The organism is Brevundimonas sp. T2-11, assembly GCF_055397675.1.
In genome coordinates this window covers 41614-59685 of sequence record NZ_AP027920.1, presented here as the reverse complement: position 1 = coordinate 59685, position 18072 = coordinate 41614, and the positions used below count along the sequence as shown (strand labels likewise).

Below are 18072 nucleotides of genomic sequence, written 5' to 3'. Positions count from 1 at the left end.
ATCAGGCCTTGAAGCTGGCGACGGCGGCGATGATGCGATCCTGCGTCGCCTCGTCCAGGTCCGAGTGCATCGGCAGGCTGATGACCCGTTCCATCAGGCGCTCGGTCACCGGCAGGCCCTGCGGCCCGCGCGGATACATCTCATAGGCCGGCTGCAGGTGCAGCGGGATCGGGTAATAGACCGCCGTGGGAATGCCCTCGGCCTTGAGGTGCGCGGCCAGACCGTCGCGATCCTCATGCTCGATGGTGTATTGCGCCCAGTTCGAGACATTGCCCGTCGGCACGTCCGGCACGGCGGCGACGTGGGGACGCAGGCCCTCGTTGTAGCGGGCGGCGATGCGGTTGCGCCACTCGATCTCTTGCCCGAAGACCTTCAGCTTCTCGATCAGGACGGCGGCCTGGATGGTGTCCAGGCGGCTGTTCAGGCCGACGCGCATGTTCAGGTATTTGGGGTCGTGGTCGAAGGTCTTGTCCTTCAGATCGACCGCCACCGCCTTGCCGTGGACGCGGATGGAATCGATCAGCTGGGCCAGTTCGTCGTCATTGGTCAGCACCGCCCCGCCGTCGCCGTAGCAACCCAGGGGCTTGGCCGGGAAGAAGCTGGTGGTGGTGATGTCGGCCCACTTCAGCGGGTGCTCGCCATCGAGGGTGCAACCGAAGCCCTGGGCCGAGTCCGAGATCAGCTTCAGACCGTATTTGTCGCAGACGGCCTTGATGGCCGGATAGTCGGCCGGCTGGCCGAACAGGTCGACGGCGATGACCACACGCGGCGTCAGGCGGCCTTCCTTCAGCGTCGCCTCGACGGCGGCCTCCAGATGGGCGGGGCTCATGTTGTAGGTCTTCTCGTCCACGTCGATGAAGACCGGCTCGGCGTCAAACCAGGGCACGACCTCGGCGGTCGCGGCGAAGGTGAAGCTGGGCACGAAGACGGCGTCGCCGCGACCGATCCCCCAGGCCATCAGCGGCAGGGCCAGGGCGTCGGTGCCGTTGGCGCAGCCCAGGGCGTGCTTGGCCTGACCAAAGGCGGCCAGGTCGGCCTCGAACTGACGCACCTGCGGGCCCATGACCCAGGCGCCGCCGACGACGGCGTCGGCGACGGCGGCCTCGATCTTGCCGCCGAGGCGAAGGCGCTGGGCCTGAAGGTCGATGAAGGGAAGGGTCATGAAGGGTCGCTCTCTCGGTGGGGGGCCACGCAGGCGGAACTCGGTTCGGCGCGCGGACGCGAAGGCGGATCAATGGTCTTGAGCGCCTCCTACCAAAGCCCGGGGCCTCTCGACAAACCCGCAAGGGTCACTTCGCGTTGCCGGTTGCAACGAAAACCTGTGCTTGGCAAAGCCCGCGACCCTGCCTAAGCCGCACAGAAGATGACGTTGCCGATCACACAGACCCGGGTCCGCGACTGGCTGTTCGGCCAGGCCCTGCCCCTGTGGGCGCAGGCCGGGATCGACGCCGAGGGCCGCTTCTTCGAAAAGCTGGACTTCGACGCCCGCCCCATCATTGGCCGCCCGCGCCGTACGCGGGTGCAGGCGCGCCAGGTCTATGTCTTCGCCGAAGCCGCCGCCCTGGGCTGGTCGGAAGGCGAAGCCGTCGCCCGCCGCGCCCTCGACGTCCTGATCCGCGACTACCGCCGCGACGACGGATTATGGATCCGCGCCACCGATGACGCGGGCGCCGTGATCGACGCCACGCCCGACCTCTACGACCTGGCCTTCGTCCTCTTCGCCCTCGCCGCCGCGCAGCGTGTGCTGAAGGATGACCGCGCCCGGCCGCTGGCCCTGGCCACCCTGACCGCCATCGAGGCGCAGATGGCCGACCCGGTTCATGGCGGCTGGCAGGAGGCCCTGCCCCCCGTCCTGCCGCGTCGCCAGAACCCGCACATGCACATGCTGGAGGCCTTGCTGGCCTGGCAGGCGATCGCCCCCGATCCGGCCTTCGAGGCGGCGGCTCGCCGCGTGCTCGACCTGTTCGCCGCCCGCTTCTTCGACCGCGAACACCTGATGCTGGGCGAGTATTTCACCGCCGACTGGACCGTCGCGCCCGGCGGCGCAGGCCAAGTCGTCGAGCCGGGCCATCACATGGAATGGATCTGGCTGCTGGATCAGGCCCGCCGTCTCGGTCTCGACGGTCACGAGCGACAGGCCCAGGCCCTGTTCGCCTCGGCCCTGACCAACGGCGTCGACGCCCGGGGCCTGATGGTGCGCGAGATCGACCGCATCGGCGTGGTCCGCCACGGCGGCGCGCGCCTTTGGGGCCAGACCGAGGCCGTCCGCACCCTCCTGCTGCGCCACCGGACCGAACAGGCCCTGGCCCTGACCGAGACCCTGTTCGCCACCCATCTGGCGACGGCTGCGCCCGGCCTCTGGATCGACTGTTTCAACGCCAGGGGCGCAGCCGAAGACGCCGACGTCCCGGCCTCCAGCCTCTATCACCTGATGACCGCCTTCTCGGCCCTGCTGACGGAGCCCGCATGAGCCGACCCATGAAGCGTCCTGGCGCCTTCCTCGACCGCGACGGCGTCCTGATCGTCGACAGCGGCTATCCGCACCGTCCCGACCAGCTGGTCCTGATCCCCGGCGCCGCCGAGGCGGTGAAGCGGCTCAACGACGCCGGCTATGTGACCGTCATCGTCACCAACCAGTCCGGCGTGGCGCGCGGCCTGTTCAGCGAAGAGACCATGCACGGCTTCAACGCCCTGCTGGTCGAGCGCCTGGCTGAAAACGGCGCCCGCATCGACGCGGTCTACGCCGCCCCGCACCACGCCGAGGCCGTGGACGAGCGCTATCGCCACCCCGACCACCCGGACCGCAAGCCCAATCCCGGCATGTTGCTGAAAGCCATGGCCGAGCACGACCTCGACCCGGCCCGCTCCCTGATGATCGGCGACCAGCCCTCGGACCTGGAGGCGGCGCGGCGCGCGGGCGTGGCTGGCCATCGCTTCCCCGACGGCGGCGACCTCGATCAATTCGTCGCGGGTCTGCTGACAGGCTGATCGCAATTCTTCATCTGGTGAATTAACCTCGCGGCCGAGGCTATAAGAAACCGCCGGAGAAGACTTCATGCCCGCCCCGACCTCGCCCTTCGCCGACCGTTATGTCGAACGCCGCTGGACCTCGCCTGACGGGCTCAGCCTCTACGCTCGGGACTACGCCCCGGCGGCGGGCGAGGCGAAGCTGCCGGTCATCGCCATCCATGGCCTGACCCGCAACAGCGCCGACTTCGGCGTCATCGCCGGTCTGGTCGCCCAGAGCGGCCGTCGGGTCCTGGCGGTGGACGTGCGCGGGCGCGGTCTGTCGGATCGCGCGCCCGATCCCATGACCTACAGGCCTGACGTCTACGCGGGCGACATGATCGCCCTGATGGAACAGACGGGAATCAGCCGGGCGGTCTTCCTCGGCACCTCGATGGGCGGGTTGATCACCATGGCCCTGGCCGCGCTCAGACCCCAGGCCGTCGCCGCCGCCGTCATCAACGACGTGGGGCCGGAAGTGGCCCCCGAGGGCCTGGCCCGCATCGCGGCCTACACCGGGCGAAAGGTCGAGATCACGAACTGGGCGGACGCCGCCGCCTACGCCCGCGACATCAACGCCGTCGCCTTTCCCGAATTTGACGGCGCCGACTGGGACGCCTTCGCCCGCCGCATCTTCCGCGAGGACGCTGACGGCCGGCCGGTGCTGAACTACGATCCCGACATCTCGGTCCCGATCAAGGCGGCGGGGGCCGCAGCCCTGGTCCCCGACCTTTGGCCGGCCTTCAGGACTCTGACGACGGACCGCCCGGCCCTGCTGGTGCGCGGCGGCGCCTCGGACCTGCTCAGCGCCGGGATCGCCGAACGGATGCGCGAGGCGGCGCCCGGCATGGCCTATGTCGAGGTTCCGGGGATCGGCCACGCCCCCATGCTGGACGAACCCGAAGCCCGGGCCGGCATCCTCACCTTCCTGGCGGGCGTCGGCTGACAAGCCGCGTCATCCCGGCCGAAGCGCGGCGCAGAGCCGGGACCGCCGCACACGCCGCCGTTTGAATGTCGCGCCTGTCGCGGTCCCGTATAGCGGCTCACGCCCCTTCCGAGATGACGGTCTGTGGGCAAGCGGGCCTCAAGTAGCGCGAAGCGCGGTAGGCCCAGAACTATGCCTTCTTGACGAACTCGGTCCGCAAGACGAGGCCACGCACCTTCTCGACATTGGCCTCGATCTCGTCGGGGTCGCCGGTCAGGCGGATGTTCTTGACCAGGGTGCCGCGCTTCAGCGTCACCCCGCCCGAACCCTTGACCTTCAGATCCTTGATCAGGGTCACGCTGTCGCCGTCGGCCAGCAGATTGCCGTTGGAGTCCTTGGTCACGTCGTCGGTCATGGTCGATCCCGCCTGATATAGAGAAAGGGGGCCGTCGCATCCGCGACAGCCCCGCCTCCTCAGGGCCTATTCGGCCAGACGCGCCTGGGCAAGGGCGATCCGTGCCTGAAGATGCGCATCCTGGCCCGTGGCGGCGGAAATGGCGTTGAAACGCTCGATCTCCAGACCGGCGTCCGTGATGGCCGAGGCCATCTGCGCCTGCTGCTCGGCGTTCGGCTGGGCGCCGTTCAGGGCGCGGGCGATGCCCGAGATTTCGCCCATGGCGGCGGCGAACTGACCGGCCTCGGCGTCGGTGACGCTCGCCCCGACCGAGCCCGGCGCGGACGGCGTCGTTCCCGCCACGGCGGCGCGGGCCTGCAGCACGGGATCGCCCGAGACAGCGGCCGAAATGGCGTTGAAACGTTCAACGGCCAGACCCGAGTTCTGCACGGCGGCGGCCATCTGGGCCTGCTGGTCTTCGGTCGGGGTTCCGTTCTGGACGGTCGCGGCCACGCTCTGGACCGTCTTCATGGCGGCGGCGAACTGGGTCAGTTCAGCGTCGGTCGGTTCACCGGCTGCGGCAGGCGCAGCGGCGGGCGCGGGTGGCGCGTCCTGCGCCATGGCGGGCGCGGCGGTCAGGAACAGGGCGGCCAGAATGGCGGTCGGGGCGGCGGCCGTTGCAAAACGCATGGCTTATCCTTCTGCAGTCCCGAACGCTCAGCCCAAGGCTGACCCGGACAGGTCCGGGCTCTCCCGCACGACCGGGTTGTGTCAGGCTCACAGAGGGCGGGGAGACCGAAACGCTAACCCGCGTCCGGCGGACGCGTAAACCCCAGGCGGGTCGTTTCAACCCCTGCGCGCATCAGTCCGGCGTATGGGCGTCCAGCTCATCCAGCCACGCCCGCGCCGAGGAATCCGACGGCGCGCGCCAGTCGCCGCGTGGCGACAGGGAGCCGCCGGTGACCACCTTGGGCCCGTTCGGCACGGCCGAGCGCTTGAACTGGCTGGTCTGGAAGAAGCGGATCAGGAACTTGCGCAGCCACCCCTTGATGGTCGGCAGGTCATAGGCGACCCGCTCGGCCTCCGGCAGACCCGCCGGCCAGCTGCCCGTCGCCGCATCGCCCCAGGCCTGATGCGCCAGATAGGCGACCTTGGACGGCTTCAGGCCGAACCGGCTGATGTAGAAGAGGAAGAAGTCGTTCAGGGCATAGGGGCCGACGATGCTCTGCGTCGACTGGATCGCCCCGTCGGCGCCCGCCGGCACCAGCTCGGGCGAGATTTCGGTGGCCAGAATGGCGTGCAGCGTCGGCGTCGCCGCCTCGCCCACCAGGCCGCGCTCGGCCACCCAGCGGATCAGGTGCTGGATCAGGGTCTTCGCCACCCCGCCGTTGACATTGTAGTGGCTCATGTGGTCGCCGACGCCATAGGTGCACCAGCCCAGCGCCAGCTCCGACAGGTCGCCGGTGCCCAGCACGAAGGCGTGGTTCTGATTGGCCAGTCGGAACAGATAGTCGGTGCGCAAGCCCGCCTGCACGTTCTCGAAGGTGATGTCGTGGACCGGCTCGCCGTCCGCGAAGGCATGGCCGATGTCGCGCAGCATCTGCTCGGCGGCGGGACGGATGTCGATCTCGGCGCCTGTGACGCCCAACGCCTTCATCAGCGCCCAGGCGTTGGACTTCGTCCCGTCCGACGTCGCGAAGCCCGGCATGGTGAAAGCCAGAATGCCGGTACGCGGCAGCTCCAGCCGGTCAAAGGCGCGACAGGCGACCAGCAACGCCTGCGTCGAATCCAGCCCGCCCGAGACGCCGATCACCAGGGTCTTCGACCCCGTCGCCGTCATCCGCCGCATCAGGCCCTGGACCTGAATGTTGAAAGCCTCGAAACAGTCCTGATCCAGACGCGCCGCATCGTCCGGCACGAAGGGGAAGCGGTCCAGCGGACGGATCAGGGCGCCGCTCGGTCCCGCACCCGCCTCGAACGGAACGACCCTCGCGGCCTCGCCTTCCAACCGGGCGCAATCGGCGAAGGTGCCGTTGCGCAGCCGGTCCAGACCGATGCGGCCCACGTCCACGTCAGCGATGGTCAGATGGCTGTGCAGGGCAAAGCGCTCGCCCTCGGCCAGACGGGCGCCCAGTTCATGGATGGTCGCCTGACCGTCCCAGGCCAGGTCCGTGGTGCTCTCGCCCCAGCCCGAGGCGGCGAAGACATAGGCCGACAGGGTGCGCGCCGACTGGCTGGCGCACAGCAGGGCGCGTTCGTCCGCCTTGCCGATGACGATGTTGGAAGCCGACAGGTTGCACAGGATGCGCGCCCCCGCGAGCGCCGCCCGCGTCGACGGCGGCTGCGGCGCCCAGAAGTCCTCGCAGATCTCGACCGCAAAGACGAAGCCCGGCCGGTTGGTCGCCTCGAAGATCAGACCCGGCGCGAAATCGACGCTCGCACCGTTCAGGACGACGGCGTCCTCGCTGCGGCTGGCGGCCGGCGCGAACCAGCGCTTCTCGTAGTATTCGCGATAGTTGGGCAGGTAGGTCTTGGGGACCACGCCCAGCACCTCGCCCCCGCCCAGCACGACGGCGCAGTTGAACAGGGCGTCGCCGTTGCGGACCGGCGCGCCGATCACGGCGATCACCCCCGCCGCATCCGCCGCCTCGGCCAGCCGCGCCACCTGGCGCTCCACCTCTTCCAGCAGGGCCGCCTGCATGTGCAGGTCGTCGATGGCGTAGGCGCTCAGCGACAGCTCGGGGAAGACCAGCAGGTCCACGCCCGCCTCGCCCGCCTGACGGATCAGCCGCTCATGCTCTTCGGCGTTGGCGGCCGGGTCGGCGACATGGACCACCGGGGTCGCGGCGGCGACGCGCACGAAGCCGTGGCTGCGCGGGGCGTGGAAGGGATGCGTCTCGGACTTCGCCATCAATCTTTCCGCTCATCCCGGCGGACGCCGGGACCCAGTGAGAGCCGCGAAGCGCGGCGCCCGATCTCTAGGACCGTTCGATCAATATAGGGTTGCGACCCGAAGCCAAAGCGCCCGCGCCCGGCCGCCGGGACAAAGGAACGCGCGTGACCTGCGAACCGCTGTCGGCTAAGGCTCACCCCATGAGCGATACGCCCAAAAAAGGCTGGTTCCAGCGACTGAGCGCGGGTCTGTCCCGGTCTTCCAAGCAGATGACCGAACAGGTCGTCTCGACCTTCGTGAAGGAGCCCCTGTCCGAAGAGGCGCTGGAGCGTCTGGAAGAGCACCTGATCGAGAGCGATCTCGGCCCCGCCGCCTCGGCCCGCATCGTCGAGCGCTTCCGCGAGCTGCGCTTCGGCAAGTCGTCCGACGAGCGCGAGATCAAGGAGGCCCTGGCCGAGGCCGTGGCCGCCGAACTGACGCCGCGTCAGGCGACCTTCGACCCGCTCAGCGGGCCCAAGCCCTATGTCGTCCTCTTCGTCGGGGTGAACGGCTCGGGCAAGACCACGACCCTGGGCAAGATCGCCTCGGACCTGACCGCCAAGGGCGCCAAGGTGATGATCGTCGCCGGCGACACCTTCCGCGCGGCCGCCCGCGAACAGCTCAAGGTCTGGGCCGACCGCGCCGGCGCCCATTTCGAGAGCCGCCGCGACGGCGCCGACGCCGCCGGGCTCGCGTTTGACGCCTATACCAAGGCCAGGGCCGAGGGCTACGACGTGGTCCTGATCGACACCGCCGGGCGCTTGCAGAACAAGTCGACCCTGATGGACGAACTGCTGAAGATCGTCCGCGTGCTGAAAAAGGTCGACGCCGACGCCCCGCACGAGACCCTGCTGGTGCTGGACGCCACCGTGGGCCGCAACGCCCTGGAGCAGGAAAAGATCTTCGGCCGCACCGCCTATGTCTCGGGCGTGGTCATGACCAAGCTGGACGGCACCGCGCGCGGCGGCGTTCTGGTCCCCGTGGCCCAGGCCTCGGACGCCCCGATCAAGCTGATCGGCGTCGGCGAAGGCGTCGATGACCTGCAACCCTTCGACGCGCGCGCGTTTTCCCGGTCTCTGGTCGGGCTCGAGGACTGAGTGATGAGTGAAGCCGTCGAAACCAAGCGTCCGCAGTGGATCCGTCAGGCCGTCGATTTCGGCGCCCTGATCGCCTTCATGGCCGCCTATTTCATCACCCGCGACATGATCAAGGCCACCTGGGTCCTGGTCATCGCCTCGGCCATCGCCCTGGCGGTCGGCTTCGTGCTGGAACGTCGTCTGGCGCCCATGCCCCTGATCACCGGCGGCTTCGCCCTGGTCTTCGGCGCCCTGACCATCCTCACCGACGACGACCTGTTCGTGAAGCTGAAGCTGACGGTGCAGAACGGCCTGCTGGCCGCCGTGCTGCTGGGCTCGCTGCCGTTGAACAAGTCGCCGTTCAAGGCCCTGCTCGGCTCGGCCATCAAGGTGACCGACGCCGCCTGGCGCACCCTCACCCTGCGCTACGGCCTCTATTTCCTGTGCGTCGCCATCGCCAACGAGGTCTTCCGCAGTCCGACCGCCGTCACCGCCATCTGGTCGGCGCTGAACCTGGGCGCCCCCGACCCCAACGGCGTCTGGACCGCCTTCCGCGGCGTCCTGTGGATCGCCGCCTCCATCTTCGGCCTGTGCCAGGTGCCATTGATCATGAAGAACATGATCAAGGACGAAGAGCCCGGCCCCATCTCGCCCGATACGGGGCTCTAGGGAACCGTCAGCATTCTGACGACCTAAACCGTGGCGACTGCTCGGCGCCCTGGCTCTTTTGCCGGGGCCTCAAGTAGCGCGAAGCGCGGTAGGCCCCAGACAAAATGTCTTCAAACCGTCAGGCTTACCGTCGTCAAAGCGTAAAGCGCGGCTGTTAGCTGTCGCGCCATGTCCGACCCTCTCCTCGCGGTCGGAACAGGGATCGAAGACAATGGTCAAGTCAGGCAAGCAGGCGAAGATCAAGGGCGGGCTGGCGGAATCGCCCAGCCATCTGATGCACCGGGTGCTGCAGCTGGCGCTCGACATCTACGCCGAGGAAGCCGGGCCCGACGGCCTGACCCAGCGCCAGTTCGCGGTGCTGGAGGCGGTGTCGGTGCGCTCGGGCCTGACCCAGACCGATCTGGTCAAGGCCACCGGCATCGACCGCTCGACCCTGGCCGATCTGGTCGCCCGCATGACCGCCAGGGGCCTGCTGGAACGCGAGCGCTCGGCCCTGGACGCCCGCGCCAAGGCGGTGCGCCTGTCCGAGGCCGGTCAGGCCGCTCTGGAAGCCGCCCGCCCCCGCGTCGAGGCCGCCGACAAGCGCATCCTGGCCCTGCTGCCCAAGGCCCGCCGCGAAGGCTTCCTGGACCTGCTGACCAGCCTGACCGAGGCCGCCGACGCCGCCCCAGAACAGGCCAAAGCCGAAGCCAAGGCGGCCAGGAAGGCGGCCAAGGAAGCCCGCAAGGCCGAGAAAGCCGCCAAGAAGGCGCTGGACGCCGGAAAGCCGAAAAAGAAGAAGAAGGCCGCTGCAGCGACGACTGAGCCCGTCGTCGCCGAAGCCGTGGTTATCCCGCTGAAGGATGCGGCGAAGGGCTAGACCCGAATATCCAGCAGGGAGCCGGGCCGCTGATAGCGCGCGGTGGACGGGGCTTCGGGCGTCTGCACCGACCGCACCGGCGTGTCCGCGCGCGTTTCGACCGGCGCGGCGACGGGCGCCGGCGCGCTCATGCCCATGGCCGCGCGGAAGAAGGCGGACTGGGAGGTTCTCAGCGCATGGGCCGCGCCGCCTGCGGGAGGCGGGAAGGCCGGGCGTTCTGACGGGATCGCGGACATGGGCCGACGATCCGTCCAAAGCCTCTAGATATGGTTAATGCGCGATTCACCCTGTTTCGCGCGGATCGCCTCTAGCGCGGCGGCGCCTTCAGGGCGTCCACCAGCTTCTGCAGGTCGGCGTCCGTCAGCACCGGCCCCGAGGACTTGGCGACGATGGTCCCATAGGCGTCCACCGCAAAGCTTTCCGGCACGCCCGAGACCCCCAGGTCCAGCCCCGCCCGCCCCTCGCGGTCCACCAGCACCAGGGCGTAGGGATCGCCCAGTTCGTCGAGGAAAGCGCGCGTGGCGACCGGCTCGTCCTTGTAGGCCACGCCGATGACGTTGATCCCCTGGGCCTTCAGCTGCATCAGCTGAGGGTGCTCCAGACGACAGGGCGCGCACCAGCTGGCGAACAGGTTGACGATCATCGGCTTGCCGACGCCCGCCGTCTTCAGGTCCAGACGCTGATCGGTCTCAACCTCGCCTTGCAGGATGGGCAGGACGGTCTCGGGAATGGGCTGACCGACCAGGGCGTCGGGCTTGTACTCGCGCCCCTCGCCGGGCGCCCCGGACAGGGTGTTCAGCTGGAACATCAGAAAGACGCCCAGGGCGACGAGCGCCGCGATGGGGACCAGGGCGAACCAGCGGTTCATTTGCGGGCCTCTTCCAGACGGGCCAGCTCGCGCTTCCAGCGCCGGGCGGCGATCAGGGCGCGTATCGAAATCGCCGCCAGAGCCGCCGCGCTGATCGCCCAGGACGACCAGACGAAGACGCCGTAGGGGCTCATGTCGAGATCCGGCATCGGCGGCTCCTCTAGGCTTCTTGGGCGGCGCGGGCGCGTAGGGACAGGACGCGACGGCGGCGCACCTCGGTGCGGATCGAGGTCAGCCAGACGGCCCCGAACAGCATCCCGTAGGCCGCCATCATGGTCAGCAGGGGCACCAGATAGGCCGGGTCCAGACTGGTCCCGCCCGCGCGCAGCAGCGAGGCCGGCTGATGCAGGGTGTTCCACCAGTCGACCGAGAACTTGACGATGGGCAGGTTGATCAGGCCGACCAGCCCCAAAACGGCGGCGGCGCGCCCGGCCTTCTGCTCATCGTCGATCGAGGCGCGCAGGGCCATGTAGCCGAGGTAAAACAGGAACAGCACCAGGACGCTGGTCAGACGCGCGTCCCATACCCACCAGGTCCCCCACATGGGCTGGCCCCACAGCGAGCCGGTGATCAGGGCCAGACCCGTCAGGACCGCGCCCGGCAGGGCGGCGGCGCGCGCGGCGGCGTCGGCCAGCGGATGGCGGAACACCAGGGCGAAGAAGCTGGACAGGCCCAGGGCGGCATAGGCGCCCAGCCCCAGGGTCGCGGCAGGCACATGGACGAACATGATCCGCACCGTGTCGCCCTGCTGATAGTCGGCGGGCGCGGCGAAGCTGAGCCAGGTCCCGACCGCCAGCAGGACAAGCGCCAGCCCCCACAGCACCGGGGTCAGCGGGCGGGTGAAGCGCATGAAGCGGTCGGGATTGGCGAGGCCGAACATGGTCCGCCGATTACGCGGCGCGGCGGGGAACGGCAAGCGCCCCCCGCGCGTGGTCCATCGTCGCGATCAGAGCTTCAGCCCGTGCTCGGCGGCCAGGGCCTCCAGCTTGACCATCGGACGCGGCCCCCAGTGGGCGATGACTTCCGAGGCGGCCAGCGACCCCAGGGCGCCGGCTTCGGCCAGGCTCAGGCCGCGCGCCAGACCCAGCAGGACGCCGGCGGCGTACTGGTCGCCCGCGCCCGTGGTGTCGACCACCTTGTCGACGGGGAAGGCGGCGACCTCGACCCGCTCCTCGCCGCGGAAGATGACCGAGCCCTTTTCACCGCGCGTCACGGCGGCGACCTCGACGATGCGGCCCAGGTGGGCAGCGGCGTGGTCGAAGTCCTCGGTCTCGAACAGGGCGTGCAGCTCGCCTTCGTTGGCCAGAACGATGTCGGCCGAGGCCTCGATGAAGGCCAGCAGCTCGGCGCGCCAGCGATGGACGACAAAGCTGTCCGACAGGGTGATGGCGACCTTGCGGCCCGCGGCGTGGGCGGCGGCGGCGGCGGCCTCGAAGGCGGCGCGGGCCGGGGCCGGGTCGAACAGATAGCCTTCCAGATAGACGATGGCGCTGTCGCCGATCAGGTCCGCGTCGATGTCGGCGGTCGTCAGCTGGTTGGCGGCGCCGAGGAAGGTGCACATGGTGCGCTGGGCGTCGGGCGTGACATTGATCAGGCACCGGCCGGTGCCGAAGCCGGCGCCCGCGCCGCCTTCCAGAACCGGCGTGTCGAAGTGGACGTGGGCGGCGCGGATGTCGTGGCTGAAGACCTCGCCCAGGGTGTCCTGGGCCACCTTGCCGATATAGGCCGCGCGACCGCCGAACGAGCCGACGCCCGCCACGGTGTTGCCGGCCGACCCGCCCGAGGCCTCAACCCCCGCCGCCATGGCGTCATAGAGGGCCGCGCTCTGGGCCTCGTCCACCAGCTGCATCGAGCCGGGCGTCAGGCCCTGGGCCTCGAGGAAGGCGGGCTCGCACGGGCTCAGCACGTCGACGATGGCGTTGCCGACGGCGCAGACGTCGAAGCGGGCGGTAGCGTTGTTCTGGGTCATGCGCGCCCCATAGCGGGACAGAGCGCGCGACGCCAGCGCCGGGCTTTTCGCGGTCGCCGAAAACAGCCTATGCAGTCCGGCCTGAGGAGTTTTTCGCATGACCGAAGTCGCCGTCCTGACCCCCGATCCCGCCGATCCCTCCTACGCCGGGCAATGGCCAGGCGTTCTGGACCGGCTGTCGGCGGCGCTCGCCACGGCGGGGATCAAGGCCCGTCCGACGCCCTGGACCGAGCATGTCGAGAGCGCCCATGGCCTGATGGACTATCCCCTGGTCCTGCCCCTGATCGTCTGGGGCTACCACCGCGACCACGAGCACTGGCTTCAGGCCTGCGCGACCTGGGCCGAGGCCGGCGCGCCCCTGGCCAATCCCGCCGAGGTCCTGCGCTGGAACTCGGACAAGCGCTACCTGGCCCGGCTGGCGGAAAAGGGCGTGGCCATCCCGCCGACCATCTGGACCGACCACGCCAGCCCCGCCGTGGTCGAGGCCGCCTTCGCCGCCACCGGCGCCGAGCAGCTAATCGTCAAGCCGACCGTGTCCGGCGGCGCCTGGCGCACGCTCAAGGTCACGGCCGGCGATTTGCTGGAACAGGTGCTGTCCGACGCCCCGGTCGGCGGGGCCATGGTACAGCCCTTCCTGCCGACCATCGCCACCGAAGGCGAAACCTCCCTGCTCTTCTTCGGCGGCGAACTGAGCCACGTGGTCAACAAGCGCCCGGCCCACGCCGACGAGTTCCGCATCCAGGTCCAGTACGGCGGCCAGTACCAGCGGCTGGATCAGGCCCCCGAGGGCGCCCTGGCCCTGGCGGAACGGACGCTGGCGGCCATCGACGAGCCCCTGCTCTACGCCCGCATCGACATGGTGCCGGACGCCGACGGCCAGTGGCTGCTGATGGAGGCCGAGTTGATCGAGCCCGACTTCTACCTCGGAGCCGCCCCCGAGGCCGGCGCCCGCATCGGCCGGGCGGTGGCGCAGCGGCTGGGTCTGTAGCAGCCCACCCCTTCTTCTTCCGTCATCCTCCGGCAAGCGGCGCAGCCGCGCAGACCGGGGGACCCAGCGGCGCCCGGAGGGCGAAAGCCCCACGTGCCACGCTTGCAGCTAAAGATCGCCTTCGGCGCCGCTGGGTCCCCCGGTCTCGCTGCGCTCGCCGGAGGATGACGAACTCAAACCCCGACGAAACTCGCCCGCGACGGGCACAGGTCGGCGATCACGCAGGCCCCGCACTTGGGCCGCTGCGCCAGGCAGGTGTAGCGGCCGTGCAGGATCAGCCAGTGGTGCGCCTTGGGCAGCCAGGCCTCGGGCACGACCTTGTGCAGCTGCTGCTCGACCTTGTCCGGCGTCGCGGCGTTGGCCAGCCCCAGCCGGTGCGAGACACGGAAGACGTGGGTGTCCACCGCGATGGCCGGCTCGATCCCCAGTTCGTTCAGCACCACGCTGGCGGTCTTGCGCCCCACGCCGGGCAGAGCCTGCAGGTCGGCGCGGTTCAGCGGCACCTCGCCGCCATGTTGTTCGACCAGCATCCGCGCCGCCGCGATGACGTTCCTCGCCTTAGTGCGATAGAGGCCGATGGAGGCGATCAGCGGGATCAGCCCCTCCTCGCCCAGGGCCAGCATCTTCTGCGGGGTGTCGGCGACGGCGAACAGGGCCTTGGTCGCCTTGTTGACCCCCACGTCGGTCGCCTGGGCCGACAGGGCCACGGCCACCACCAGGGTGTAGGGATTGACGAAGTCCAACTCGGTCTTCGGGTCCGGCATGATCCCCGACAGGCGGACGAAGATCTCCTCGACCCGATCCTCGTCCGGCGGCCAGCCGATGATCGCCCCGACCGGCGCCCTCTTCGGCGCGCGCGACCGCTTTCCCTTGGGCGGGGTCAGAGCAGCGCGGACAGCCTTGGCGGCGGGACGGGGGCGGACGGTCATGCCCTCGCTTCGCCTTCCGCGCGCGCGGCGTCAACCGGGCGCCGCCGACACGGTGCGACGAATTCGCGCAGGCGCCCCTTGTATTTTGGACGGTCCTGTCCATTTTACGCGCCGAAATCGAAGCGAGCTGTCTCCCCATGGCCCTCCCCGTCCCTCTGAAGAAACGCCTGCCCCTGATCGTCGGCGGCGTCGTCGGCCTCGCCCTGATCGCCGGCGGCGTGGTCTGGTGGCAGGGCAAGCAGCGCTGGGAGGCGACCGACAACGCCTTCGTCCAGGCCGACACCGTCGCCGTCAGTCCCCGTATCAACGGCGAGGTGATCGAGGTCCTGGTCAAGGACAACCAGCGCGTCGAGGCCGGTCAGGTCCTGGCCCGTCTGGACGACGCCGACGCCAAGGCCGCCCTGGTCCAGGCCCAGGCCAATCTGGCCGCCCTGACCGCCGCCGTGGCCAATGTCGACGCCCGCGCCGAGCAGGAACAGGCCAACATCGCCGCCCGCGCCGCCGCCGTCACCCAGGCCCAGGCCCAGGCCGGTCTGGCCCGCGCCGAAGTCGACCGCTACGGCAAGCTGGCTGAACAGGGCTGGGTGTCGCAGCAGCGCATCGAAACCCAGCGCGCCACGGCCGAAACCGCCCGCGCCACGGTCGCCCAGGCCCAGGCCGCCCTGACCGCCGAACAGCGCACCGCCGCCGTCCTCGGCTCGACCCGCAGCCAGAGCGTCGCCGCCGTCGAGCAGGCCCGCGCCCTGGTCGATCAGGCCCAGCTGACCCTGGACCGCACCGTCATCCGCGCCCCGGTCGCCGGGGTCGTGGGCGCTCGCGGCGTCCGCGTCGGCCAGGTGGTTCAGGCCGGCGGACAGATGATGTCCATCGTCCCCCTGCAGGACACCTACGTCGTCGCCAACTTCAAGGAGACCCAGGTCGGCCGCATGCGCCTGGGACAGGAAGTCGAGATCAAGGCCGACGCCTTCCCCGGCCAGGCCATCGTCGGCCGCATCGACAGCTTCGCCCCGGCCACCGGCTCAGAGTTCGCCCTGATCCCGGTCGAGAACGCCACCGGCAACTTCACCAAGATCACCCAGCGCGTTCCGGTCCGCATCGTCGTCGACCGCCGCGCCTCGGGCGAGCCCGTCGTCCTGCGTCCCGGCCTGTCGGTCGAGGTCAAGGTCGATCTCAAGAGCCAGGGCGGCGCCGCCTTCGCCGACGCCCATCTGGGCCAGGTTGAAACCGCGTCGCTGGACACGGCCCGGTGACCGACGCCGCCGTTCCGGCGGGCGCTCCGGCCGACGCGACCGCCCGGCCGGAGATCAACTGGCCTGTCCTGCTGCTCGGCTTCGCCGGCATGGTCATCGGCCAGTTCATGGCCATCCTGGACATCCAGATCGTCGCCGCCTCCCTGCCGCAGATCCAGGCCGGCGTCGGCGCCTCGGCTGACGAGATCAGCTGGATCCAGACCGCCTATCTGATCCCCGAGGTCGTGATGATCCCCCTGTCGGGATACCTGTCGCGGCTGTGGGGCACGCAGAAGCTCTTCCTCGCCTCCTGCGTCGGCTTCCTGATCATGAGCGTGGCCGTCGGCTTGTCGTCGTCAGTCGAGATGATGATCTTCTTCCGCGCGCTGCAGGGCTTCCTCGGCGGGGCCATGATCCCGACCGTCTTCGCCGTGGCCTTCACCGCCTTCCCGCCCGAGAAGCGCGTCACCGCCAGCGTCATCATGGGTCTGATCGTCACCCTGGCCCCCACCGTCGGTCCGACCCTGGGCGGTCACCTGACGGAATGGCTCAGCTGGCGCTGGCTCTTCTTCATCAACATCTTCCCCGGCGTGATCGTCCTCTTCCTGGTCGGCCGCTACGCCCATTTCGACAAGGGCGACGCCTCGCTGGCCAAGGGCTTTGACTGGTGGGGTCTGGGCCTCATGGCGGCCTTCCTGATGAGCCTGCAATTCGTGCTGGAGGAAGGGGCCAAGAACGACTGGTTCGCCGACGACCACATCCTGCTGCTCAGCCTGGTGGCCGTGATCTGCGGCCCGGCCTTCATCTGGCGCTCGCTGGTCTATTACAACCCGATCGTCGAGCTGCGCGCCTTCGCCAACCGCAACTTCGTCGTCGGGGTCATCATGACCTTCATCGTCGGCGCGGCCCTGTTCGGCGGCACCTTCCTGCTGCCCCTCTTCCTCGGCCGGGTGCGTGACTATTCGGCGGCCGAGGTCGGCACCACCATGGTGGTCTCCGGTCTGGCCATGTTCGCCACGGCGCCCTTCGCCGGGCGTCTGGTGCGGCTGCTTGATCCCCGCATCCTGATGTTCCTCGGCTTCATCCTCTGCGCCTGGGGCATGTGGGACGCGCGCCTGGTCACGGACGAGTGGGGCTTCTGGGAGTTCGCCGGGGTTCAGGCCGTGCGCGGCTGCGGCGTCATGATCGCCATGATCGCCTCGCAACAGGTGACCATGTCCACCCTGCCGCCGAACATGGTCAAGAACGCCTCGGGCCTGGTGAACCTGTCCCGCAACGTCGGAGGCGCCTTCGGCCTGGCCATCCTCAACACCTCCCTGACCCAGAACTCGGCCCTGCACATGGTCGAGCTGACCAGCGCCATCAACCAGTCCGACGCCGCCGTCAGGAACATGATCGCCGGCCTGGCCCAGCGCTTCTCGGGCTCCATCGACCCCCAGGCTTCGGCGATGAAGGCCTTCTACGGCATGCTGCAGAAGCAGGCGACGACCCTAGCCTTCGGCGACGCCTTCGCCCTGCTGGCCATCGCCTGCGCCTGCGCCGCCTTCGTCACCCTGCTGTCCAAGCCGGGCAAGCCCGACCCCTCGGCCGGCCCGTCCGAGGTCCACTGATGCCCCGCGCCCCCGGTCAGATCGACGAGCTCAAGAGCGCGGCCATTCTTCAGGCCGCCTCGGACCTGTTCGTGGAAAAGGGCGCGGGCGCCTCGATGACCGAGATCGCCCGACGCGCGGGCGTGTCGAAACAGACCCTCTACAACCGCTTTCCCACCAAGACCGACATCGGCCGGGCCCTGGCGGCCCAGCGTTCGGACGCCGTCACCGCGCCGCTGAAGTCCGGGGCCCCGCCCGAAGAGGTCCTGACCGCCATCGCCGAGACCCTGATCAGCAAGATCTGCCGCGAGGGCAAGGGCGCCTCCCTGCGCGGAGTGGCCCTGATGTCGCCCGAAGCCCCCGAACTGGCTCGCGCCATCTATGACGCCGGGCCGGGCGAAAGCGTGCGCCGCATCGCCGCCTGGCTGAGCGAACAGGACCGTCTTGGCCTGCTGAGCGTGCCCGATCCCGCCGCCGCCGCCGAGATGTTCGCCGGCATGGTCCTGGGCCACGGCCACCTGCGCGCTGTCCTGGGCCTGCCTCATCCGCACGAGGACGACGCCCCGGCCCGCGCCCGCGAGACCGCCCGCCGCTTCATCCGCGCCTTCGCCCCGAACTAGTCCGGGGTTTGGCCCCGGC

The 18072-nt window shown here is 69.6% G+C and carries 20 protein-coding genes; 10 read left to right on the top strand and 10 right to left on the bottom strand.

The genetic code is table 11. From position 1 onward, the window contains the following. Position 1: 1 nt before the first annotated feature. A complete protein-coding gene (locus ACZ5XO_RS00350) occupies positions 2-1162 on the bottom strand; it encodes a DegT/DnrJ/EryC1/StrS family aminotransferase (protein WP_464163368.1) in 1161 nt (386 codons plus the stop codon). Between the two features lie 207 nt (positions 1163-1369). Here ACZ5XO_RS00350 and ACZ5XO_RS00345 point away from each other — a divergent pair, with 207 nt between their 5' ends. The 3 genes from ACZ5XO_RS00345 to ACZ5XO_RS00335 all read left to right on the top strand — a co-directional run bounded on the left by ACZ5XO_RS00345 (position 1370) and on the right by ACZ5XO_RS00335 (position 3952). Next, positions 1370-2470 carry an AGE family epimerase/isomerase gene (locus ACZ5XO_RS00345; protein WP_464163367.1) on the top strand — a complete coding sequence of 367 codons (1101 nt, stop codon included), beginning with the start codon at positions 1370-1372 and terminating at the stop codon, positions 2468-2470. Between the two features lie 8 nt (positions 2471-2478). Beyond that, the gene (locus tag ACZ5XO_RS00340) at positions 2479-2988 is read left to right on the top strand and encodes a D-glycero-alpha-D-manno-heptose-1,7-bisphosphate 7-phosphatase (RefSeq protein WP_464163366.1); all 510 of its coding nucleotides are present in this window, start codon (positions 2479-2481) and stop codon (positions 2986-2988) included. A 67-nt stretch (positions 2989-3055) separates the two neighbouring features. Then, a complete protein-coding gene (locus tag ACZ5XO_RS00335) occupies positions 3056-3952 on the top strand; it encodes an alpha/beta fold hydrolase (protein WP_464163365.1) in 897 nt (298 codons plus the stop codon). Positions 3953-4121: 169 nt separating this feature from the next. Here ACZ5XO_RS00335 and ACZ5XO_RS00330 read toward each other — a convergent pair whose 3' ends face one another. The 3 genes from ACZ5XO_RS00330 to ACZ5XO_RS00320 all read right to left on the bottom strand — a co-directional run bounded on the left by ACZ5XO_RS00330 (position 4122) and on the right by ACZ5XO_RS00320 (position 7236). Further along, positions 4122-4346, bottom strand: a complete 225-nt coding sequence (locus ACZ5XO_RS00330; protein ID WP_039245979.1) for an alkylphosphonate utilization protein — start codon at positions 4344-4346, stop codon at positions 4122-4124. A gap of 66 nt (positions 4347-4412) precedes the next feature. Beyond that, positions 4413-5015: a DUF4168 domain-containing protein gene (locus ACZ5XO_RS00325; RefSeq protein WP_464163364.1), complete on the bottom strand. Its 603-nt coding sequence runs from the start codon at positions 5013-5015 to the stop codon at positions 4413-4415. Between the two features lie 172 nt (positions 5016-5187). Continuing rightward, positions 5188-7236: an NAD(+) synthase gene (locus ACZ5XO_RS00320; protein ID WP_464163363.1), complete on the bottom strand. Its 2049-nt coding sequence runs from the start codon at positions 7234-7236 to the stop codon at positions 5188-5190. Between the two features lie 182 nt (positions 7237-7418). On the opposite strand from ACZ5XO_RS00320, the gene ftsY reads away from it, so the two are divergent. From ftsY to ACZ5XO_RS00305, 3 genes are all read left to right on the top strand, one after another. Further along, positions 7419-8354, top strand: a complete 936-nt coding sequence (gene ftsY / locus ACZ5XO_RS00315; protein WP_464163362.1) for a signal recognition particle-docking protein FtsY — start codon at positions 7419-7421, stop codon at positions 8352-8354. A 3-nt stretch (positions 8355-8357) separates the two neighbouring features. Beyond that, on the top strand, positions 8358-9002 hold the full coding sequence (locus tag ACZ5XO_RS00310; RefSeq protein WP_464163361.1) for an inner membrane-spanning protein YciB: 645 nt from the start codon (positions 8358-8360) through the stop codon (positions 9000-9002). Between the two features lie 211 nt (positions 9003-9213). Beyond that, the gene (locus tag ACZ5XO_RS00305) at positions 9214-9861 is read left to right on the top strand and encodes a MarR family winged helix-turn-helix transcriptional regulator (RefSeq protein ID WP_464163360.1); all 648 of its coding nucleotides are present in this window, start codon (positions 9214-9216) and stop codon (positions 9859-9861) included. Here ACZ5XO_RS00305 and ACZ5XO_RS00300 read toward each other — a convergent pair. The 5 genes from ACZ5XO_RS00300 to ACZ5XO_RS00280 all read right to left on the bottom strand — a co-directional run bounded on the left by ACZ5XO_RS00300 (position 9858) and on the right by ACZ5XO_RS00280 (position 12698). Further along, complete coding sequence (locus ACZ5XO_RS00300; protein WP_464163359.1) at positions 9858-10097, bottom strand: hypothetical protein; 240 nt, start codon at positions 10095-10097, stop codon at positions 9858-9860. The two genes, ACZ5XO_RS00305 and ACZ5XO_RS00300, sit on opposite strands and share 4 nt — an antisense overlap. Positions 10098-10168: 71 nt before the next feature. Continuing rightward, positions 10169-10729 carry a DsbE family thiol:disulfide interchange protein gene (locus ACZ5XO_RS00295; RefSeq protein WP_464163358.1) on the bottom strand — a complete coding sequence of 187 codons (561 nt, stop codon included), beginning with the start codon at positions 10727-10729 and terminating at the stop codon, positions 10169-10171. Beyond that, complete coding sequence (gene ccmD / locus ACZ5XO_RS00290) at positions 10726-10878, bottom strand: heme exporter protein CcmD (protein ID WP_464163357.1); 153 nt, start codon at positions 10876-10878, stop codon at positions 10726-10728. The genes ACZ5XO_RS00295 and ccmD overlap by 4 nt, the downstream gene beginning before the upstream one ends. A gap of 11 nt (positions 10879-10889) precedes the next feature. Continuing rightward, positions 10890-11609, bottom strand: coding sequence for a heme ABC transporter permease (locus tag ACZ5XO_RS00285; protein WP_464164943.1), 720 nt, complete (start codon positions 11607-11609; stop codon positions 10890-10892). A gap of 66 nt (positions 11610-11675) precedes the next feature. Continuing rightward, positions 11676-12698 (bottom strand): adenosine kinase, encoded by a 1023-nt coding sequence (locus ACZ5XO_RS00280; protein ID WP_464163356.1) that lies wholly within the window; start codon positions 12696-12698, stop codon positions 11676-11678. A gap of 97 nt (positions 12699-12795) precedes the next feature. On the opposite strand from ACZ5XO_RS00280, the gene ACZ5XO_RS00275 reads away from it, so the two are divergent. Further along, positions 12796-13686 (top strand): ATP-grasp domain-containing protein, encoded by an 891-nt coding sequence (locus ACZ5XO_RS00275; RefSeq protein ID WP_464163355.1) that lies wholly within the window; start codon positions 12796-12798, stop codon positions 13684-13686. Positions 13687-13859: 173 nt separating this feature from the next. Here ACZ5XO_RS00275 and nth read toward each other — a convergent pair whose 3' ends face one another. Then, positions 13860-14615, bottom strand: a complete 756-nt coding sequence (gene nth, locus ACZ5XO_RS00270) for an endonuclease III (protein WP_464163354.1) — start codon at positions 14613-14615, stop codon at positions 13860-13862. A gap of 137 nt (positions 14616-14752) precedes the next feature. Between nth and ACZ5XO_RS00265 the strand changes: the two genes are divergently transcribed. From ACZ5XO_RS00265 to ACZ5XO_RS00255, 3 genes are read left to right on the top strand one after another with little or no spacing between them, the layout of a single operon-like run. Then, on the top strand, positions 14753-15865 hold the full coding sequence (locus ACZ5XO_RS00265; RefSeq protein ID WP_464163353.1) for an HlyD family secretion protein: 1113 nt from the start codon (positions 14753-14755) through the stop codon (positions 15863-15865). Further along, positions 15862-17454 carry a DHA2 family efflux MFS transporter permease subunit gene (locus ACZ5XO_RS00260; protein ID WP_464163352.1) on the top strand — a complete coding sequence of 531 codons (1593 nt, stop codon included), beginning with the start codon at positions 15862-15864 and terminating at the stop codon, positions 17452-17454. Before ACZ5XO_RS00265 ends, ACZ5XO_RS00260 begins: the two co-directional genes overlap by 4 nt. Continuing rightward, a complete protein-coding gene (locus tag ACZ5XO_RS00255) occupies positions 17454-18053 on the top strand; it encodes a TetR/AcrR family transcriptional regulator (protein ID WP_464163351.1) in 600 nt (199 codons plus the stop codon). The genes ACZ5XO_RS00260 and ACZ5XO_RS00255 overlap by 1 nt, the downstream gene beginning before the upstream one ends. Positions 18054-18072 lie beyond the last annotated feature (19 nt).